This is a genomic window from Lysobacter arenosi, assembly GCF_016613475.2.
Taxonomy (GTDB): Bacteria; Pseudomonadota; Gammaproteobacteria; order Xanthomonadales; family Xanthomonadaceae; genus Lysobacter_J; species Lysobacter_J arenosi.
Genome location: NZ_CP071517.1, coordinates 1,086,616 through 1,102,526, shown reverse-complemented (window position 1 = coordinate 1,102,526; position 15,911 = coordinate 1,086,616). Strand labels below are relative to the sequence as shown.

Here is a 15,911-nt window from a genome sequence, read left to right as displayed (position 1 = left end):
TAGGCATTGGGGGGTGTCTGGTGAGTAAGGCGGGAAAGAAGACTGGGGTGCCGGTGGCTGCAAAAAAGCCGGTGGCCAAGAAGCGAACTGCCCTAGCAAAAGCAGAAGCGCCACCCAGTCCGGCGCGCGACACGATGGAACTTCTGATCGAGAACATGAATGCCGTTCTCGAGGGCGATTTCACTGTGCGCCTGCCTTTGCATTGGGAAGGACCCGAGGGCCGGCTCGCCCACATCCTCAACGGCATCATCAGCCACAACCGTCGCCTGGCGGCGGAGCTGTCGCGTGTCGGCGAGGCGGTCGGGCGCGAGGGCCAGACCCGGCAGCGCATCGCGCCCGCCAATCGCCAGGGCGAATGGGCGGGCATGCAGTTGTCGGTCAACCATCTGATCGACGACCTGGTGCGCCCGGTCGAAACCATGACCGAGGCGATGGCCGGTGTCGCCAAGGGTGACCTGACCCGCACCGTTCCGCTGGAAGCCGATGGCCGCCCGCTGAAGGGCGAGTTCCTGCGCTCGGCGAACATCGTCAACCGCATGATCGAACAGATGGGCGAGTTCAGCTCCGAGGTCACGCGCGTGGCCCTGGAAGTGGGCACCGCCGGGCGCCTGGGTGGCGAGGCCAAGGTCAAGGGCGTGTCGGGCGTCTGGAAGGACCTGACCGACTCGGTCAACCAGATGGCCAGCAACCTCACCGCTCAGGTGCGCAACATCGCCGACGTGACCATCGCCGTAGCCAATGGCGACCTGTCGCGCAAGATCACCGTGGACGTGCGCGGCGAGATCCTGCAGTTGAAGGAAGCCATCAACACGATGGTGGACCAGCTCAATGGTTTCGCTGCCGAAGTGACGCGAGTGGCCCGCGAGGTCGGTACCGAGGGCAAGCTCGGCGGCCAGGCGATCGTGCCCGGCGTGGCTGGCACCTGGAAGGACCTGACCGACTCGGTCAACGCGATGGCCTCCAACCTGACTTCGCAGGTGCGCAACATCGCCGAGGTGACCACGGCCGTGGCGCGCGGCGACCTGTCGCGCAAGATCACCGTGGACGTTCGCGGCGAGATCCGCGAACTCAAGGACACCATCAACACGATGGTGGACCAGCTCAACGGCTTTGCCGCCGAAGTGACGCGCGTGGCGCGCGAGGTCGGCACCGACGGAAAGCTCGGCGGCCAGGCCGAAGTGCCGGACGTCGCCGGCACCTGGAAGGACCTGACCGACCACGTCAACTCGATGGCGTCGAACCTGACACTGCAGGTGCGCAATATCGCCGACGTGACCACGGCGGTGGCCAAGGGCGACCTGTCGCGAAAAATTACAGTTGACGTTCGCGGCGAGATCCTCGAACTCAAGAACACCATCAACACGATGGTCGACCAGCTCAACGGCTTCGCCGCGGAAGTCACGCGCGTGGCCCGAGAGGTCGGCACCGAGGGCAAGCTCGGCGGGCAGGCACTGGTGCCCGGCGTCGACGGCACCTGGAAGGACCTGACCGACTCGGTCAACGCGATGGGTTCCAACCTGACTTCGCAGGTGCGCAACATTGCCGAGGTGACCACGGCCGTGGCGCGCGGCGACCTGTCGCGCAAGATCACGGTGGACGTGCGCGGCGAGATCCGCGAACTCAAGGACACCATCAACACGATGGTGGATCAGCTCAACGGCTTCGCCGCGGAAGTCACGCGCGTGGCGCGCGAAGTGGGTACCGAAGGCAAGCTCGGCGGCCAGGCGCAGGTGCCAGGCGTCGCCGGTACCTGGAAGGACCTCACCGACTCGGTCAACCAGATGGCGTCGAACCTGACGCTGCAGGTGCGCAATATCGCCGACGTGACCACGGCGGTGGCCAAGGGCGACCTGTCGCGCAAGATCGGCGTGGACGTGAAGGGCGAGATCCTGGAGCTCAAGGACACCATCAACACGATGGTCGACCAGCTCAACGGCTTCGCCGCGGAGGTCACGCGCGTGGCGCGCGAAGTGGGCACCGAGGGCAAGCTCGGCGGCCAGGCGCAGGTGCCCGGCGTGGCCGGCACCTGGAAGGAACTCACCGACAACGTCAACTCGATGGCGTCCAACCTCACCACGCAGGTGCGCAACATCGCCGAAGTGGCGACGTCCGTGGCGCGCGGCGACCTGTCGCGCAAGATCGCGGTGGATGCGCAGGGCGAGATCGCGCAGTTGAAGGACACCCTCAACACGATGGTGGACCAGCTCAACGGCTTCGCCGCGGAAGTCACGCGCGTGGCGCGCGAAGTGGGCACCGAGGGCAAGCTCGGTGGACAGGCCACGGTGCCTGGTGTCGCCGGCACCTGGAAGGACCTCACCGACAACGTCAACTCGATGGCGTCCAACCTCACCACGCAGGTGCGCGGCATCGCCGCGGTGGTGACCGCGGTGGCCAAGGGCGACCTCGACAAGAAGCTGACGGTGGAGGCCAAGGGCGAGATCGCCGAGCTGGCCGAAACGATCAACGGCATGACCCAGACCCTGGCGATCTTCGGTGACCAGGTGACCACGGTCGCACGCGAGGTGGGCGTGGAAGGGCGCCTGGGCGGACAGGCGAACGTGCCCGGTACCGCCGGCATCTGGGAAGACCTCACCGCCAACGTCAACCAGCTCGCGGCCAACCTCACCACGCAGGTGCGCGCTATCGCCGAGGTGGCCACCGCGGTGACCCAGGGCGACCTGACGCGCTCGATCCAGGTCGACGTGCGCGGCGAAGTCGCCGACCTCAAGGACAACATCAACGCGATGATCGGCACGCTGCGTGCCACCACCGAGAGCAACCGCGAGCAGGACTGGCTGAAGACCAACCTGGCCAAGTTCAGCAGCATGATGCAGGGCCAGCGCGACCTGATCACGCTCGGCCAGATGCTGCTGTCGGAACTGGCGGGACTGGTCGACGCGCAGCAGGGCGTCATGTACATCGTCGAGGAAGGCGTCGAAGGCGATACGCCGCACCTGCGCCAACTCGCCGGTTACGCCGACACCACGCCGGCCAGCAAGCGGACGCTGGAGTTCGGCGAAGGCCTGGTGGGGCAATGCGCCAAGCAGGCGCGCCTGATCCTGATCCAGAACGTCGGCACCGACGTCGTGCAGATCCAGTCGGGGCTGCTGCAGGCTGTGCCGCGCAGCGTGATCGTGTTGCCGGTGTCGTTCGAAGACCAGATCAAGGCGGTGATCGAGCTGGCCACGCTGGGCGAGTTCACGCCGTCGCAGCGTGCCTTCCTCGAGCAGCTGTCGGGCAGCATCGGCATCGTCCTCAACACGATCGAGGCGACGATGCGCACCGAACGCCTGCTGGCGCAGTCGCAGCAGCTGGCCGGCGAACTGCAGTCGCAGCAGGACGAGCTGCAGCAGACCAACGAGGAGATCGCGCTGAAGGCCTCGCTGCTGGCTGCACAGAAATCCGAGGTCGAGCACAAGAACCAGCAGATCGAGCAGGCGCGTCGTGCACTGGAAGAGAAGGCAGCGGAACTGGCGCAGACCTCGCGCTACAAGTCCGAGTTCCTCGCCAACATGTCGCACGAGCTGCGCACGCCGCTCAACAGCATCCTGATCCTGGGCCAGCAACTGGCGGAGAACCCGGACGAGAACCTGACCCCGCGCCAGGTCGAGTTCGGCAAGACCATCCATGCGGCAGGCACCGACCTGCTGCACCTGATCAGCGACATCCTCGACCTGTCGAAGATCGAGTCGGGTACGGTCACCATCGACATCGAGGACATCAGCTTCCTGCACCTGCGCGAGAACCTCGAGCGCGGCTTCCGCCACGAGGCGGAACGGCGCGGCCTGGAGTTCGGCATCGAGATCTCGCCGGACCTGGGGCCGAAGCTGCGCTCCGACCCCAAGCGCCTGCAGCAGATCCTCAAGAACCTGCTGTCGAACGCCTTCAAGTTCACCGAGCAGGGCAGTGTCTGGTTGCGGGCGCACGCCGCCACGCGCGGCTGGAGCGACGGCCATCCGGTGCTGTCCACCAGCCCGGTCGTGCTCGCGATCGAGGTCAGCGATACCGGCATCGGCATTTCGCCGGACAAGCAGCGCATCGTCTTCGAGGCCTTCCAGCAGGCCGATGCAGGCACGTCGCGCAAGTACGGCGGCACTGGCCTTGGCTTGGCGATCAGCCGTGAAATCGCCGGCCTCCTCGGCGGCGAGCTGCGTCTGCACAGCGTCGAGGGCCAGGGCAGCACGTTCACGCTGTACCTGCCGTTGCGACTCTCGGGCACCGCCCGTGAGAGTTCGACAAGCATCCAGCCCGGCCACCTGCGCGCGGAGCTGGCCGAGGCGGCGTGGAACGAGGCGGGCGTTCCGGACGCCGAAGCCATCGACGATGATCGCCACGCGCTCAACGTGCAAACGCCGACGCTATTGGTGGTGGAAGACGACGCCCACTACGCGACGGTGCTGCGCGACCTGGCCCGATCGCGTGGCTTCCAGGTGCTGGTGGCCAGCCGCGGCGCCGATGCATTGCGCCTGGTCCGCGAGTACCGCCCCAGCGCGATCACCCTCGACATCTACCTGCCCGACATGCTCGGCTGGACCGTGCTTGCGCGCCTGAAGCAGGACCCGTCGACGCGCCACATCCCGGTGCAGATCGTGACCATCGAGGAAGGGCGCCACCACAGCATCGAGCGGGGCGCGTTCTCGTACCTGCCGAAACCGTCTTCGACCGAATCCATCGCCGACGCGCTGCAGCGGATCAAGGACTACACGGTGCCGCGCGTGAAGCGGCTGCTGGTGGTGGAGGACGATGCCGCCGAACAGTTGAGCATCGTCGAGCTGCTGCGCCACGACGACGTCGACATCGATACGGTCGGCACCGGCGAGGGCGCCCTGGAAGCGCTCGGCAACGGCCAGTACGACTGCGCCGTGCTCGACCTTCGCCTGCCGGACATGAGCGGCTTCGACCTGCTCGACCGCATCCACAACGACGAACGCCTGCGGCAGATGCCGATCGTGGTATTCACCGGCAAGGACCTCAGCGCCGAGGAAGACGATCGCCTGCGCCGGGTCGCCAAGAGCGTGGTTCTCAAGGGCGTGGAGTCGCCCGAGCGCCTGCTCGACGAGACTGCGTTGTTCCTGCACCGCGTGATCGACAACCTGCCGCCTGCGAAGCAGCGCATGGTCCGCAGCCTGCACGAGTCCGACGAGGCCCTGCGCGGCAAGAACGTGCTGGTCGTCGACGACGACATCCGCAACATCTTCGCGCTGTCGAGCGTGCTCGAGCGGCACGGCATGAGCGTGGCGACGGCCTCCAACGGACGCGAAGCCATCGCCCGGGTGGGCGAGGGCGCCGAGCTCGACCTGGTGCTGATGGACATCATGATGCCGGGCCTGGACGGCTACGACACGATGCGCGCCATCCGCGCCCAGCCGGACCGGCGCACGCTTCCCATCATCGCCCTGACCGCGAAGGCGATGAAGGGTGACCGCGAGAAGTGCCTGGAAGCTGGCGCCTCCGACTACCTCGCCAAGCCGGTGGTGACCGATCAGTTGCTGGGAGTGCTGCGGCAATGGCTCCAGCGCTGAACATCACCGCGCCTTCGCGAGCCAAGATCCTGCTGGTCGACGACCAGCCCGGTCGGCTGATGACCTATCACGCGATCCTCGATCCGCTCGAGGAGGAACTGGTCGACGCCCGCTCCGGCCTGGAGGCGCTGAAGCTGCTGATGCAGGACGAGTACGCGGTCATCCTGCTGGACGTGAACATGCCGGGGATGGACGGCTTCGAGACGGCCAGCCTGATCCACCAGCATCCGCGCTTCGAGAACACGCCGATCATTTTCGTCACCGCGGTCAACGTCAGCGACCTCGACCGGCTCCGTGGCTACAAGCTCGGCGCGGTGGACTACATCATGGTGCCGGTGATCCCGGAGATCATGCGCAGCAAGGTGTCGGTACTGGTCGAGCTGTACCGCAAGCGCCGCGAGCTGCAGGCGATCAATGCCAGCCTGTCGGCGGCCAACCAGGCATTGCAGCTGGAAAAGGCCCGCGAGCTGGAGCAACTCAATGCCTCCCTGCGCGAAGCCAACGAGACGCTGGCCGCCCGCAACGACCAGTTGCTGGCCGAGAATGCCGAGCGAATGAAGGCCGAGGAGCGCCTTCGCGATGCCGACCAGCGCAAGAACGAATTCCTTGCCACGCTGGCGCATGAGCTGCGCAATCCGCTGGCGCCGCTGCAGAATGCGCTGGCGTTGCGGCGGCTCGGTGCGCCCGGCGAAGCCGATCCGCTGCTGGGGTTGATGGAGCGCCAGGTCGCGCTGCTGGTCCGCCTCATCGACGATCTTTTCGACATCGCGCGGATCTCGCGCGGCAAGCTGCAGCTAAAGCGCAGTCGCGTCGTCCTTCAGGAAGCCGTCGCCGTGGCGATCGACAGCGCCCGCCCGTGGATAGACCAGGGCGGACACGACTTCCATGTGCAATTGCCCGACGAGCCCATCTACCTGGATGCCGACCAGGCCCGTCTTTCGCAGGTGTTCGCCAACCTACTCAACAACGCGGCCAAGTACTCCGACGCCGCGGGTCGGATCGAGCTGGGCGCGGAGCGCGAGGGTGACGGGATCCGGGTCTGGGTGTCCGACCGCGGCATCGGCCTGGCAGCGGACCAGCTCGACCGGGTGTTCGACAGCTTCCACCAGGTTGACGTGGCCGTGGAGCGCAGCCAGGGTGGCCTTGGCATCGGGCTGACCCTGGTGCAGCGACTGGCGGAGATGCACGACGGCCGCGTTGAAGTCACCAGCGAAGGCATCGGGCAGGGGTGCACCTTCACGGTGCGACTGCCGGCAACCGCAAACGACGACGCTCCTCTTGCAACCGCAACTGCGCAAACCGTTGAAGCCGCGACAGCTGCGACAGCATCGCGGCGGATGCTCGTGGTCGACGACAACCGCGACTCCGCCGACACGCTGGCGGCGATGCTGCGAATGCTCGGGCAGGACGCCCGCGCCATCTACGATCCGCTGCGGGTGGAAGACGAGCTGCGCAGCTTCAACCCGGCGGTGATGTTCCTCGACGTGGGCATGCCCAAGCGCAGCGGCTACGACATTGCGCGATCAGTCCGTGACGGTGGCGCCGACGACCTGGTGATCGTCGCGGTGACCGGCTGGGGGCAGCCGGAGGACAGGGAACGCACCCGGTTGGCGGGCTTCGACCATCACCTGGTCAAACCGCCGGAGATCGCATCCATCCAGAACATCTGCCAGCAACGCGGACGACCGCCGCAACCGGAGCAGTCACCATGAGCAATTCGACTCCGGCGTGGATGGGCAAATGGGCCCACGACCTGCGCGAGCCGCTGTCGCCGATCCAGTCCGCGCTGTACCTGCTTCGCCACGGCGCAAGCGAGGGCGCGGAACGTGACGACCTCTTCGAACTGATCGACCGGCAGATCCGACGCCTGGTCTCGATGATCGACGAAGTCAACGATTGGGTACGCGCCGACCAGGGGCGCCTGCTGCACATCCGTGGCCCGGTCGATCTGATGCTGATCATCGAGGGCACGCTCAGTGTTGCCGGTGGTGGCGGGATCCAGATCGAGTACGGCGAGGGTGCCGAGCATGCGCGCGTGCTGGGCGACGCGCCCAGGCTGGCCAGCCTGTTCTCGACGATGTTCTGGCTGATGTCGTCGCCTGCGGCCGACGGCAGCCGCCCGGATGCGCTCGCCACCGTTTCGGTCGACCGCGCCGGTGGCGTGATCCATCTGGAAGGTGCACTGAGTCCGGCAGTGGCCGGCCACGGGCCGCTTGAGACGCTGTTCGCGCAACCGCAGCCGGCATCGCTCGGCGACGGCATGGGGCTGCGCGCACTGATCGCACTGGCGATCGCCCGCGGCCATGGCGGCGATCTCGCCATCCGCGACGATGGACCGACCGGCCAGCGATTGCACCTGACGTTGCCGCTCCATGACGAGAGCACGACCTAGTACCTCAACACCACCCGGCGCAAAGGACATGCGGCCACCGACATGAACCATCCGCGTATTGCGGGAACTGCACAGGGGGAAGTGAGATGCGCATCAATGAGGGTTGTCTGATCCTGGTCGTTGAAGACCATCCGGCCATTGCCGAGCTGATCGGTGAATGCCTGGAACTCGGCGGGTACGAGGTGGATTTCGCCCGCGACGGCGTCGAAGCACTGCGGCTGCTGGGAGAGGTCAACTACGACCTTGTGATCCTCGACCGTTCGCTGCCACGCCTGGATGGTATCGACGTCTGCCGCCGCATCGGCGAGAAGCAGGGCAAGGCCCCGCCGATCCTGATGCTGACCGCGCACGACGCGCTCGAGGACAAGCTGTCCGGTCTGGATGCCGGCGCCGACGACTACCTGACCAAGCCCTTCGCCGCCGAGGAACTTCGCGCGCGCGTGGCGGCACTGCTCAAGCGCAGTCGCAGGGAGGTCGCAGGCACGGTCCTTCAGGTCGCCGACCTGGTTCTCGATGTCGAGACGATGCAGGTCAGCCGCGGCGGCCAGGAGGTCCACATGACGCCGACGGCACTGCGCATCCTGACCATCCTGATGCGCCATGCCCCGCGCGTGGTCAGCCGTGAAGAGATAGTGCGCGCAGTGTGGATGGGCGAAGAGCCGGAGTCGGACAGCCTGCGCAGCCATATCTACCAGGTGCGCAGGGCCATCGACTCGGAGTCCGAACGGCCGCTGCTGCACACGATGCTGACGGCCGGCTACAAGATTGCCGACCTGGGGCGTTCGGCGAGCAACGAGAGCGCGGAACTCGATTCCAGCGCTGACGCACGCGCCAGCGCAGGCTAGTACCTTCGCTCAATCGGCCGCAGGCAACGCGTCGCTCCCGGCCTCGCCGAACAGCCGGGACAATGCGCGCTCGACTTCGTCCGGACGCAGAGGCTTGGTCAGGTGGGCGCAGAATCCCGCGTCCTTCGTCGCGGCCAGATCGGACTGTTGCCCGTAGCCCGTCACCGCGATCAGGGGCGGCGGGTTGTTCATCGCCTGGCCGAGGAGACGAGCGACCTCCAGGCCACTGACGTCCGGTAATCCAAGGTCCAGCAGGACTGCATCGAAACATGTGCCGCGAATGGCGGCCATGGCACTGCGACCGTCATAGGCCGTGTCCGTGCGATAGCCCCATTCCTGCAGGCGCTGCTGCAGGGTGTCCGCCGCATCGCGATTGTCGTCCACAACCAGCACGTGACGCGCAACGACCGGCTGAAGCGGTGGCGGGCTGGTGGCCGGCTCGAGGGGGCCGGCAACGGTTGGCAGGACGACGAGAAACTCCGCCCCCTTGCCCGGTTCACCCGAACTGAACGCACTGACTTCGCCGTTGTGCAGCGACACCAGTTGCTGCACCAGGCTCAGGCCAAGGCCGAGCCCTCCCTGTGCCTGCGGCGAATGAGGTTCGCCCTGGACGAACAGGCCAAAAACATCGGCGAGGCGTTTCGGAGGAATGCCAGGGCCGGAGTCCGCGACACGGACCTCGGTCCTGCCGCCATTGACCACCATGGCAGCGGAGATCGTTCCGCCCGACGGTGTGAACTTGACCGCATTGCTGAGCAGGTTGGCAAACACCTGGAGCATGCGCGCGAGATCGCCTTGTACCCACACCGGGTCGTCGGGCAGGACGATGCGCAGCGACTGATCCATCCGCTCCGCATCGGGGGTGATGGTTTCCATCGCCTGGGTCATGGCGATGCGCAGGTCGAACACGGCACGCTCGAGCTGGATCTTGCCACTGGTGATGCGGCTGACGTCGAGCAGGTCGTCGACCAGCCGGGTCAGCTGGGCGGTCTGCCGGCCGATGACATCGCGGCAGAACCGCAGGGTTTCCGACTCGATCGGCTGGCTTTGCATGATCGCCACCGAGTTGGCGATCGGTGCGAGCGGGTTGCGCAACTCGTGCGCCAGCATGGCCAGGAACGTCGTCAGGCGCTGGCCTTCGTCTTCCAGCGTGCGTATACGGCGGCGATCGGTCAGATCGCGGACCACCTTCGCAAAACCAATGTGCTGGCCTTCATCGTCGAACAGCGCCGTGATCACCACGCTGGCCCAGAACCGCGCTCCGCCTTTCCTGACCCGCCAGCTCTCGTCCTCCACGCGCCCTTCGGCGAGCGCGATCTGCAGTTCGCGCTCAGGCCAGCCTTCGGCGATCACCTCTGCCGGGTAGAAGGCCGAGAAGTGGCGGCCGACGATCTCGTCGTGCAGGTAGCCATTGATCTGCTGCGCGCCCTTGTTCCAGCTGGCGACGTGGCCCTGCGTGTCGAGCATGAAGATGGCGTAGTCGCGGACGTTGTCGACCATCAGGCGAAAGCGCTCTTCGCTGCGGGCGAGCTGCTGTTCGTTGGCGCGCCGCTCGGTCAGGTCGCGGGTGATCTTGGCGAACCCGCGCAGGGTTCCGTCCGGATGGTCGATGCGGGTGAAGACGATGTTCGCCCAGAAACGCGTCCCGTCCTTGCGAAGCCGCCAGCCTTCGTCCTCGAAGCGGCCGGTCGAACCGGCGACGTCGAGCTCATGCTCCGGCCAGCCCTGATCGATCCTGTCCTGCGGATAGAACACGGAGAAGTGCTTGCCGATGATCTCGTGCGCCTTGTAGCCCTTGATGCGTTCCGCGCCCCGGCTCCAGCTGCGGATGTAGCCTTCGTGGTCCAGGAGGAAGATGGCGTAGTCACGCACCGACTCCACCAATGCGCGATAGGCGGCGTCTTCGAGGTCTTCGTGCCACCCCCCTTTTTCCTGGGGGATCTCGCCGGGTGTTCTCACTCCGCCCTCCCGCGGTGCGACTGTGGGGACCGATTATGGTCTCTCTCGGGCGGCGCCGCATGCTTGAAAGGGGCCGGGGCAGGGCAGGCCCTCCGGGACGGGCCCGATGCCTCGCACGCGAACGCAGAAACGGCGGGGCAAGCCCCGCCGTTCCGCAGTCAATCCGACTACTTATTGCTTGGTCGGAATATTGACCTTGTCGATGCCGTGGATCACGCCATTGCTCGATCCGATGTCGGCCGATGTCACCATTGCGCCGTCAATGCTGACCTTGTCGTCAGTGAGCTGGATGGGGGCGGACTGACCGTTGACGGTCTGGGCGTGCTCCCATTTGCCGATGTCGGCCACGAGCTTGCGGCCGCTGACAACGTGATAGTTGAGCAGCGAGACCAGTTCTTCCTTGTTCTCGGGCTTGAAGAGGTTCTCGAGCTTGCCGGCCGGCAGCTTCTCGAATGCCGCATCGGTCGGCGCGAAGACGGTGAACGGGCCTACGCCGCGCAGGGTGTCACTCATGCCGGCGCGGTCAATGGCCTGGCCAAAGGTCTTGAACGAGCCGTTGGCAGCGGCAGTGTCGACGAGATTCTTGCTGTTCGGGGTGTTGTTGACGGTATTCATGGAATGATTGCCTTTGATGCGATCCGCAGTGGCACGGAATCGAGGACGGCCGAAGCCAAGCTCCTGCCAGCGGCAGGGGCGATAGGGCTCAGTGCGGATGGGGAATGGGACGTGCTGCGCGGCTGAGTGGCCGTTACGACGTTGCGTCGTAGTGCCAGCGGAGCTTGCACTGCACACCGTTAGTTACCCGTGATCCGGCGATGTAATCGCACAGCGTGCAGTGTGTGCCTGACAAAGGTGCTACATTGAAACCTGCACCGCGTCATAACGCGGATGCCGTTAGGTCTGCCATGGACAGACCTGTCATGGACAACATGATCGAAGTGCGCCGCCGAACCGCGGCGATCGAGGCCGAAGGCCACGAGAAGATGCTTGCCCTGTGCTGGGCGTTTCGCGCGCAACTGGAAGTCGTCCAATCGCGCCTGTCGCCCGCGGATTACCGCTACGCCGAAGCCCTCAAGACGTTCCTCCTTCGGGCTCGTGGCATCTGACGCCGATGGAGGCCATGGTCATGTACCCGAATGAGTCCGAGCTGGTCAGCGACCTGGATCGCCATGACGACCTGGTGCGTCTGTGCGCTTCCGGGGATTTGCCGTTCTGGGATTTCTGCGCCAGCTACGACAACTTCTACTGGAGATATTCGCTCGACGGCGACGGGGCTGATGCGAAGGATCTGACTGTCCTGGGCAGACTCGCCGATCGCATAGCGCCACATCAGCACCTGGCTGACACCGTCCTTGCGAGCGTCTGCTCCGACAGCCACCCGGAGAAGGGCAGCTATGGCCGGCCGGGCCGGTTTGGTCCGGAGGAGGCGATGGTCCGGCTTCGGGCTATCGCCGATGGCCTGCCTGGTGGAGCGGTCCTGCAAAGCTGAGTCCGGTCGGATCGGGCAGGACTTCTGGGACGGGTCCGCGCAAGTCCTGCCGCTATAGTTGCCGGCACCATCCCAGCAAGGGGCGTTGCCGTGATCAGGTCCAGCCTTCCGCTCGTCGCGTTGTTAGCCGCTGCCACCACCGCCTCGGCCGGTGCGGTGCACGGGATACATCCGGAAGACATCAATCGCAACGGCAATGCCTGCACCGACTTCTTCGACTACGCCAATGGCGCGTGGCGGCAACAGAACCCGATCCCGAACTACATGGATCGCTGGAGCCGGCGCTGGCAGTCCGGCGAAGTCAACAAGGAGCACGTGCGCGACATCCTCAACGAGTTGTCCGCGCGCACGGACTGGCCCAAGGGCAGCGCGGGCCAGCTCGCTGGTGACTTCTACGCCGCATGCATGGACGAGTCGCGGGTCAATGCACTCGGCAGCAAGCCGGTGCAGCCCTGGTTGGCCGAGGTCGATTCGATCAAGGACAAGGACGACCTGCAGCGCATGATCGGCAAGCTGCAGGCCGTGGGCGTGGCGGTGCCGTTCGCGCTCTTCGCTGGCGAAGACCTGCATGAACCGTCACGAACCATCGCGCATATCTATGCCGGTGGCCTGGGCATGCCCGATCGCGACTATTACCTCAAGAGCGAGCCGCGCTTCGTCGATGCGCGGGCGAAGTACCTCGTGCACGTGGCGAAGATGTTCGAGCTGGCCGGCATTCCCGCGGCGCAGGCGAAGCAGGATGCCGATGCCGTGTTCGCCTTCGAGAAGCGGTTGGCGCAGGCTTCCTTCGACAACGTGCAGCTGCGCGACCCGAAGCTCCAGGACAACCCGACGAAGTTCGCCGACCTCGCCAGGCTCACGCCCGGCTTCGACTGGGCGCAGTACTTCGACACCGCCGGCATGCCCCACGATGCGTTGAACGTGACCCAGCCCAGGTTCCTGCAGCAGGTGCAGACCGAGCTGGCGACGACCCCGTTGCCGCAGTGGAAGACCTACCTGAAGTGGCATGTGCTCAACGCCGCAGCGGACTCGCTGTCGCAGCCGTTCGTCGAGGAGAACTTCGCCTTCAACGGCAAGTTCCTCACTGGCGCCACCGAGATCAAGCCGCGATGGAAGCGCTGCGCTGAACTCACCGACAACCAGCTCGGCGAAGCGCTCGGCCAGAAATACGTCGAGAAGTACTTCCCGCCCGAGGCCAAGGCGCGCATGCAGGACATGGTGAAGAACATCCTGGCGGCGATGGACGACACCATCGCCGGCCTGGACTGGATGGACGAGGCCACCAAGAAGAAGGCGCTGGAAAAGCGCGCGACGTTCTTCCCCAAGCTGGGCTACCCGGACAAGTTCAAGGACTACAAGGGCGTGGAGATCTCGCGTGGATCGGCGTGGGACAACCTCGTCGCGGCCTCGCGCTGGAACGTCGCCGACAATCGCAGCCAGGTCGGCAAGCCGACCGACCGCAGCCGCTGGGGCATGACACCGCCGACGTCGAACGCGTACTACAACCCCCTGCAGAACGAGATCGTGTTCCCGGCCGGCATCCTGCAGCCGCCGGCGTTCGACGTGAATGCCACCGACGCCGTCAACTATGGCGCGATCGGCGTGGTCATCGGCCACGAGATCAGCCACGGTTTCGACGACCAGGGCGCTCAGTTCGATGCGCAGGGCAGGTTGGCCAACTGGTGGACACCCGAGGACAACAAGCAGTTCCAGGCCAAGGGCCAGTGCGTCGTCAACCAGTTCGAGGGTTACTTCATCGAGCCGGGCGTGCACCACAACGGCAAGCTGGTGCTGGGCGAATCCATCGGCGACCTGGCGGGCGCCAAGCTTGCCTACCGAGGTTACCTGAAGTCGCGCGAAGGCAAGGGGCCGGAACCGACCATCGACGGGTTCACGCCGGAGCAGCAGTTCTTCATCGCCTGGGGCCAGTGGCGCGGCGATGAAACACGCATGGAGACCCAGCGCACCATGGTCCAGGGCGACCCGCACCCGATTGCCAAGTACCGCGTCAACGGGCCGCTGTCGAACCTGCCGGAGTTCCGCGAGGCATTCCAGTGCAAGGCCGATGCACCGATGGTGCGGCCGCAGGCGGATCGCTGCGAGGTGTGGTGAGCGGGCACTCCGGCGCGCCTATGCGTGCCGGAGCGCCTCGACGATCGCCTCTCCGACCAGCTGGCCCGAGGCCGGATTCTGCCCGGTGATCAGCCGCCCATCGACGACCAGCTTCGGCTGCCAGGGCGGCGCGGAGGAATGTTCCGCGCCCTCGTCCCTGAGTGCACTCTCGAGGTCGAACGGCACGTCGTTCTTGGCGTAGTTCTCCTCCTCGGCGGTGGAGAACGAGGTCAGCTTTCGGCCCTTCACCAACGGTGTGCCGTCGGCGAGCGTCACCCCGAGGAAGGCACAGGGACCGTGGCACACGGCAGAGACGATCTTGCCCGCATCCCATGCGGTTCGAACGGCTTTCTTGACCAGCGCATCCGTGGCCACGTCGCCCATCGGCCCGAGGCCGCCGGGGAAGAAGATCGCATCGTAATCAAGCACGTCGACGTCCTGCAGGCGGCGACTGCGGCCGAGCCTGCGATACGCGGCGCTTTCGAGGAAAGCGGACTGAACCGGGTCCTTGCCGTCGTATCCGTCCTCGGGCGGTTTGCCGCCTTTCAAGCTGGCGAACTCGACCGCGATGCCCGCCTTGTCCAACGCTTCGAAGGGATGGGCGATCTCGGGAAAGAAGAATCCGGTGTGCCGGTTGTTGGGTCCGATGACCGCCGTGTTCGTTGCCACGAACAGTACGTACTTGGTCGTCATGTCAGTGCTCCTTCGCGCTTGCTCATCCATCGGCCAGGAAGAACTCACGGATCCGCCGCATGATGTGGCCCGCGTGGGTTTCGAGGGCGAAGTGCCCGGTATCGAGCAGTTCGACCTGGGCGTTGGGGTTGTCGCGCCGGTACGCCTGCGCTCCCGGCGGAATGAAGAAGGGATCGTTCTTTCCCCAGATGACCAAGGTGGGCAACTGCTCCTGGCGCATGAATTCCTGGAACTTCGGGTACAGGGTCAAGTTGTGCTGGTAGTCGTGGAAGAGCTGCAGCTGGATCTCGTCGTTGCCCGGACGCTGCAACAGCGCATGGTCCAGCGTGTAGGTCTCCGGCGCGATCAGCGCCGGATCGGCCACGCCGTGCTCGTACTGCCAGCGGGTCGCTTCGGGCGTGAGGACGTTCCTCAGCGCGTCGAGGTTCTCGCGCGTTGGCTCGGCCCAGTACTTGCGAACGGGACCGAAGGCGTCGCCCAGGCCTTCCATGTACGCGTTGCCATTCTGGCTGATGAGGCCGGTCACGCGCTCCGGCGCCGCCAACGCCAACCTGAAACCCACGGGTGCGCCGTAGTCGAATACGTAGAGCACATAGCGGTGCAGCTTCAAGGCATCGACGAAGGCGCGCAGCGTTGCTGCCAGGGCATCGAAGGTATAGACATAGTTCCGGCTCTCGGGGACGCGCGTGAACCCGAACCCTGGCAGGTCGGGCGCGACGACATGGAACGCGTCCGAAAGCTCGGCAACGAGCCTGCGAAACATGTGCGAGCTGGTCGGGAACCCATGCACCAGCAGCAGCGTCGGCGAGCTGTTGTCGCCGGATTCGCGGTAGAAGACCTCGACACCGTCGACTTCGACCGAGCGGTGGAAGATGGGCGACGTGCGCCTGGCCATGGTG

11 protein-coding genes are annotated in these 15,911 nt (G+C 65.7%); 7 read left to right on the top strand and 4 right to left on the bottom strand.

The features are described from left to right. Positions 1-134: 134 nt before the first annotated feature. The 4 genes from HIV01_RS05200 (at position 135) to HIV01_RS05185 (ending at position 8,759) form a co-directional block, all read left to right on the top strand. On the top strand, positions 135-5,522 hold the full coding sequence (locus HIV01_RS05200; protein WP_207527099.1) for a HAMP domain-containing protein: 5,388 nt from the start codon (positions 135-137) through the stop codon (positions 5,520-5,522). Beyond that, positions 5,507-7,234, top strand: a complete 1,728-nt coding sequence (locus HIV01_RS05195; protein ID WP_200605267.1) for a response regulator — start codon at positions 5,507-5,509, stop codon at positions 7,232-7,234. Before HIV01_RS05200 ends, HIV01_RS05195 begins: the two co-directional genes overlap by 16 nt. Then, complete coding sequence (locus HIV01_RS05190; RefSeq protein WP_200605266.1) at positions 7,231-7,914, top strand: sensor histidine kinase; 684 nt, start codon at positions 7,231-7,233, stop codon at positions 7,912-7,914. The genes HIV01_RS05195 and HIV01_RS05190 overlap by 4 nt, the downstream gene beginning before the upstream one ends. An 86-nt stretch (positions 7,915-8,000) precedes the next feature. Then, positions 8,001-8,759, top strand: coding sequence for a response regulator transcription factor (locus tag HIV01_RS05185; protein ID WP_200605265.1), 759 nt, complete (start codon positions 8,001-8,003; stop codon positions 8,757-8,759). Positions 8,760-8,768: 9 nt separating this feature from the next. On the opposite strand, the gene HIV01_RS05180 is transcribed toward HIV01_RS05185, so the two are convergent. Both HIV01_RS05180 and HIV01_RS05175 read right to left on the bottom strand, forming a co-directional pair. Next, on the bottom strand, positions 8,769-10,718 hold the full coding sequence (locus tag HIV01_RS05180; RefSeq protein ID WP_200605264.1) for a PAS domain-containing sensor histidine kinase: 1,950 nt from the start codon (positions 10,716-10,718) through the stop codon (positions 8,769-8,771). 171 nt (positions 10,719-10,889) lie between these two features. Then, entirely contained in the window at positions 10,890-11,333 is a 444-nt protein-coding gene (locus tag HIV01_RS05175; RefSeq protein ID WP_200605263.1) for a fasciclin domain-containing protein, read from the bottom strand. Positions 11,334-11,638: 305 nt separating this feature from the next. Here HIV01_RS05175 and HIV01_RS05170 point away from each other — a divergent pair, with 305 nt between their 5' ends. The 3 genes from HIV01_RS05170 (at position 11,639) to HIV01_RS05160 (ending at position 14,319) form a co-directional block, all read left to right on the top strand. Next, positions 11,639-11,824: a hypothetical protein gene (locus HIV01_RS05170; RefSeq protein ID WP_200605262.1), complete on the top strand. Its 186-nt coding sequence runs from the start codon at positions 11,639-11,641 to the stop codon at positions 11,822-11,824. A gap of 20 nt (positions 11,825-11,844) precedes the next feature. Further along, complete coding sequence (locus tag HIV01_RS05165) at positions 11,845-12,207, top strand: hypothetical protein (RefSeq protein ID WP_207527098.1); 363 nt, start codon at positions 11,845-11,847, stop codon at positions 12,205-12,207. A 90-nt stretch (positions 12,208-12,297) separates the two neighbouring features. Next, on the top strand, positions 12,298-14,319 hold the full coding sequence (locus tag HIV01_RS05160) for a M13 family metallopeptidase (RefSeq protein WP_200605260.1): 2,022 nt from the start codon (positions 12,298-12,300) through the stop codon (positions 14,317-14,319). Positions 14,320-14,337: 18 nt separating this feature from the next. On the opposite strand, the gene HIV01_RS05155 is transcribed toward HIV01_RS05160, so the two are convergent. Both HIV01_RS05155 and HIV01_RS05150 read right to left on the bottom strand, forming a co-directional pair. Continuing rightward, on the bottom strand, positions 14,338-15,012 hold the full coding sequence (locus HIV01_RS05155; protein WP_200605259.1) for a type 1 glutamine amidotransferase domain-containing protein: 675 nt from the start codon (positions 15,010-15,012) through the stop codon (positions 14,338-14,340). A 22-nt stretch (positions 15,013-15,034) separates the two neighbouring features. Continuing rightward, entirely contained in the window at positions 15,035-15,907 is an 873-nt protein-coding gene (locus HIV01_RS05150; RefSeq protein WP_200605258.1) for an alpha/beta fold hydrolase, read from the bottom strand. Between the last annotated feature and the right edge of the window lie 4 nt (positions 15,908-15,911).

Bases quoted from the DNA above. Each gene is read 5' to 3' on its own strand.
- HIV01_RS05175 (WP_200605263.1), bottom strand. From the start codon at position 11,333: ATGAATACCGTCAACAACACCCCGAACAGCAAGAATCTCGTCGACACT.
- HIV01_RS05195 (WP_200605267.1), top strand. From the start codon at position 5,507: ATGGCTCCAGCGCTGAACATCACCGCGCCTTCGCGAGCCAAGATCCTG.
- HIV01_RS05200 (WP_207527099.1), top strand. From the start codon at position 135: ATGGAACTTCTGATCGAGAACATGAATGCCGTTCTCGAGGGCGATTTC.
- HIV01_RS05190 (WP_200605266.1), top strand. From the start codon at position 7,231: ATGAGCAATTCGACTCCGGCGTGGATGGGCAAATGGGCCCACGACCTG.
- HIV01_RS05170 (WP_200605262.1), top strand. From the start codon at position 11,639: ATGGACAACATGATCGAAGTGCGCCGCCGAACCGCGGCGATCGAGGCC.
- HIV01_RS05185 (WP_200605265.1), top strand. From the start codon at position 8,001: ATGCGCATCAATGAGGGTTGTCTGATCCTGGTCGTTGAAGACCATCCG.
- HIV01_RS05155 (WP_200605259.1), bottom strand. From the start codon at position 15,012: ATGACGACCAAGTACGTACTGTTCGTGGCAACGAACACGGCGGTCATC.
- HIV01_RS05165 (WP_207527098.1), top strand. From the start codon at position 11,845: ATGTACCCGAATGAGTCCGAGCTGGTCAGCGACCTGGATCGCCATGAC.
- HIV01_RS05150 (WP_200605258.1), bottom strand. From the start codon at position 15,907: ATGGCCAGGCGCACGTCGCCCATCTTCCACCGCTCGGTCGAAGTCGAC.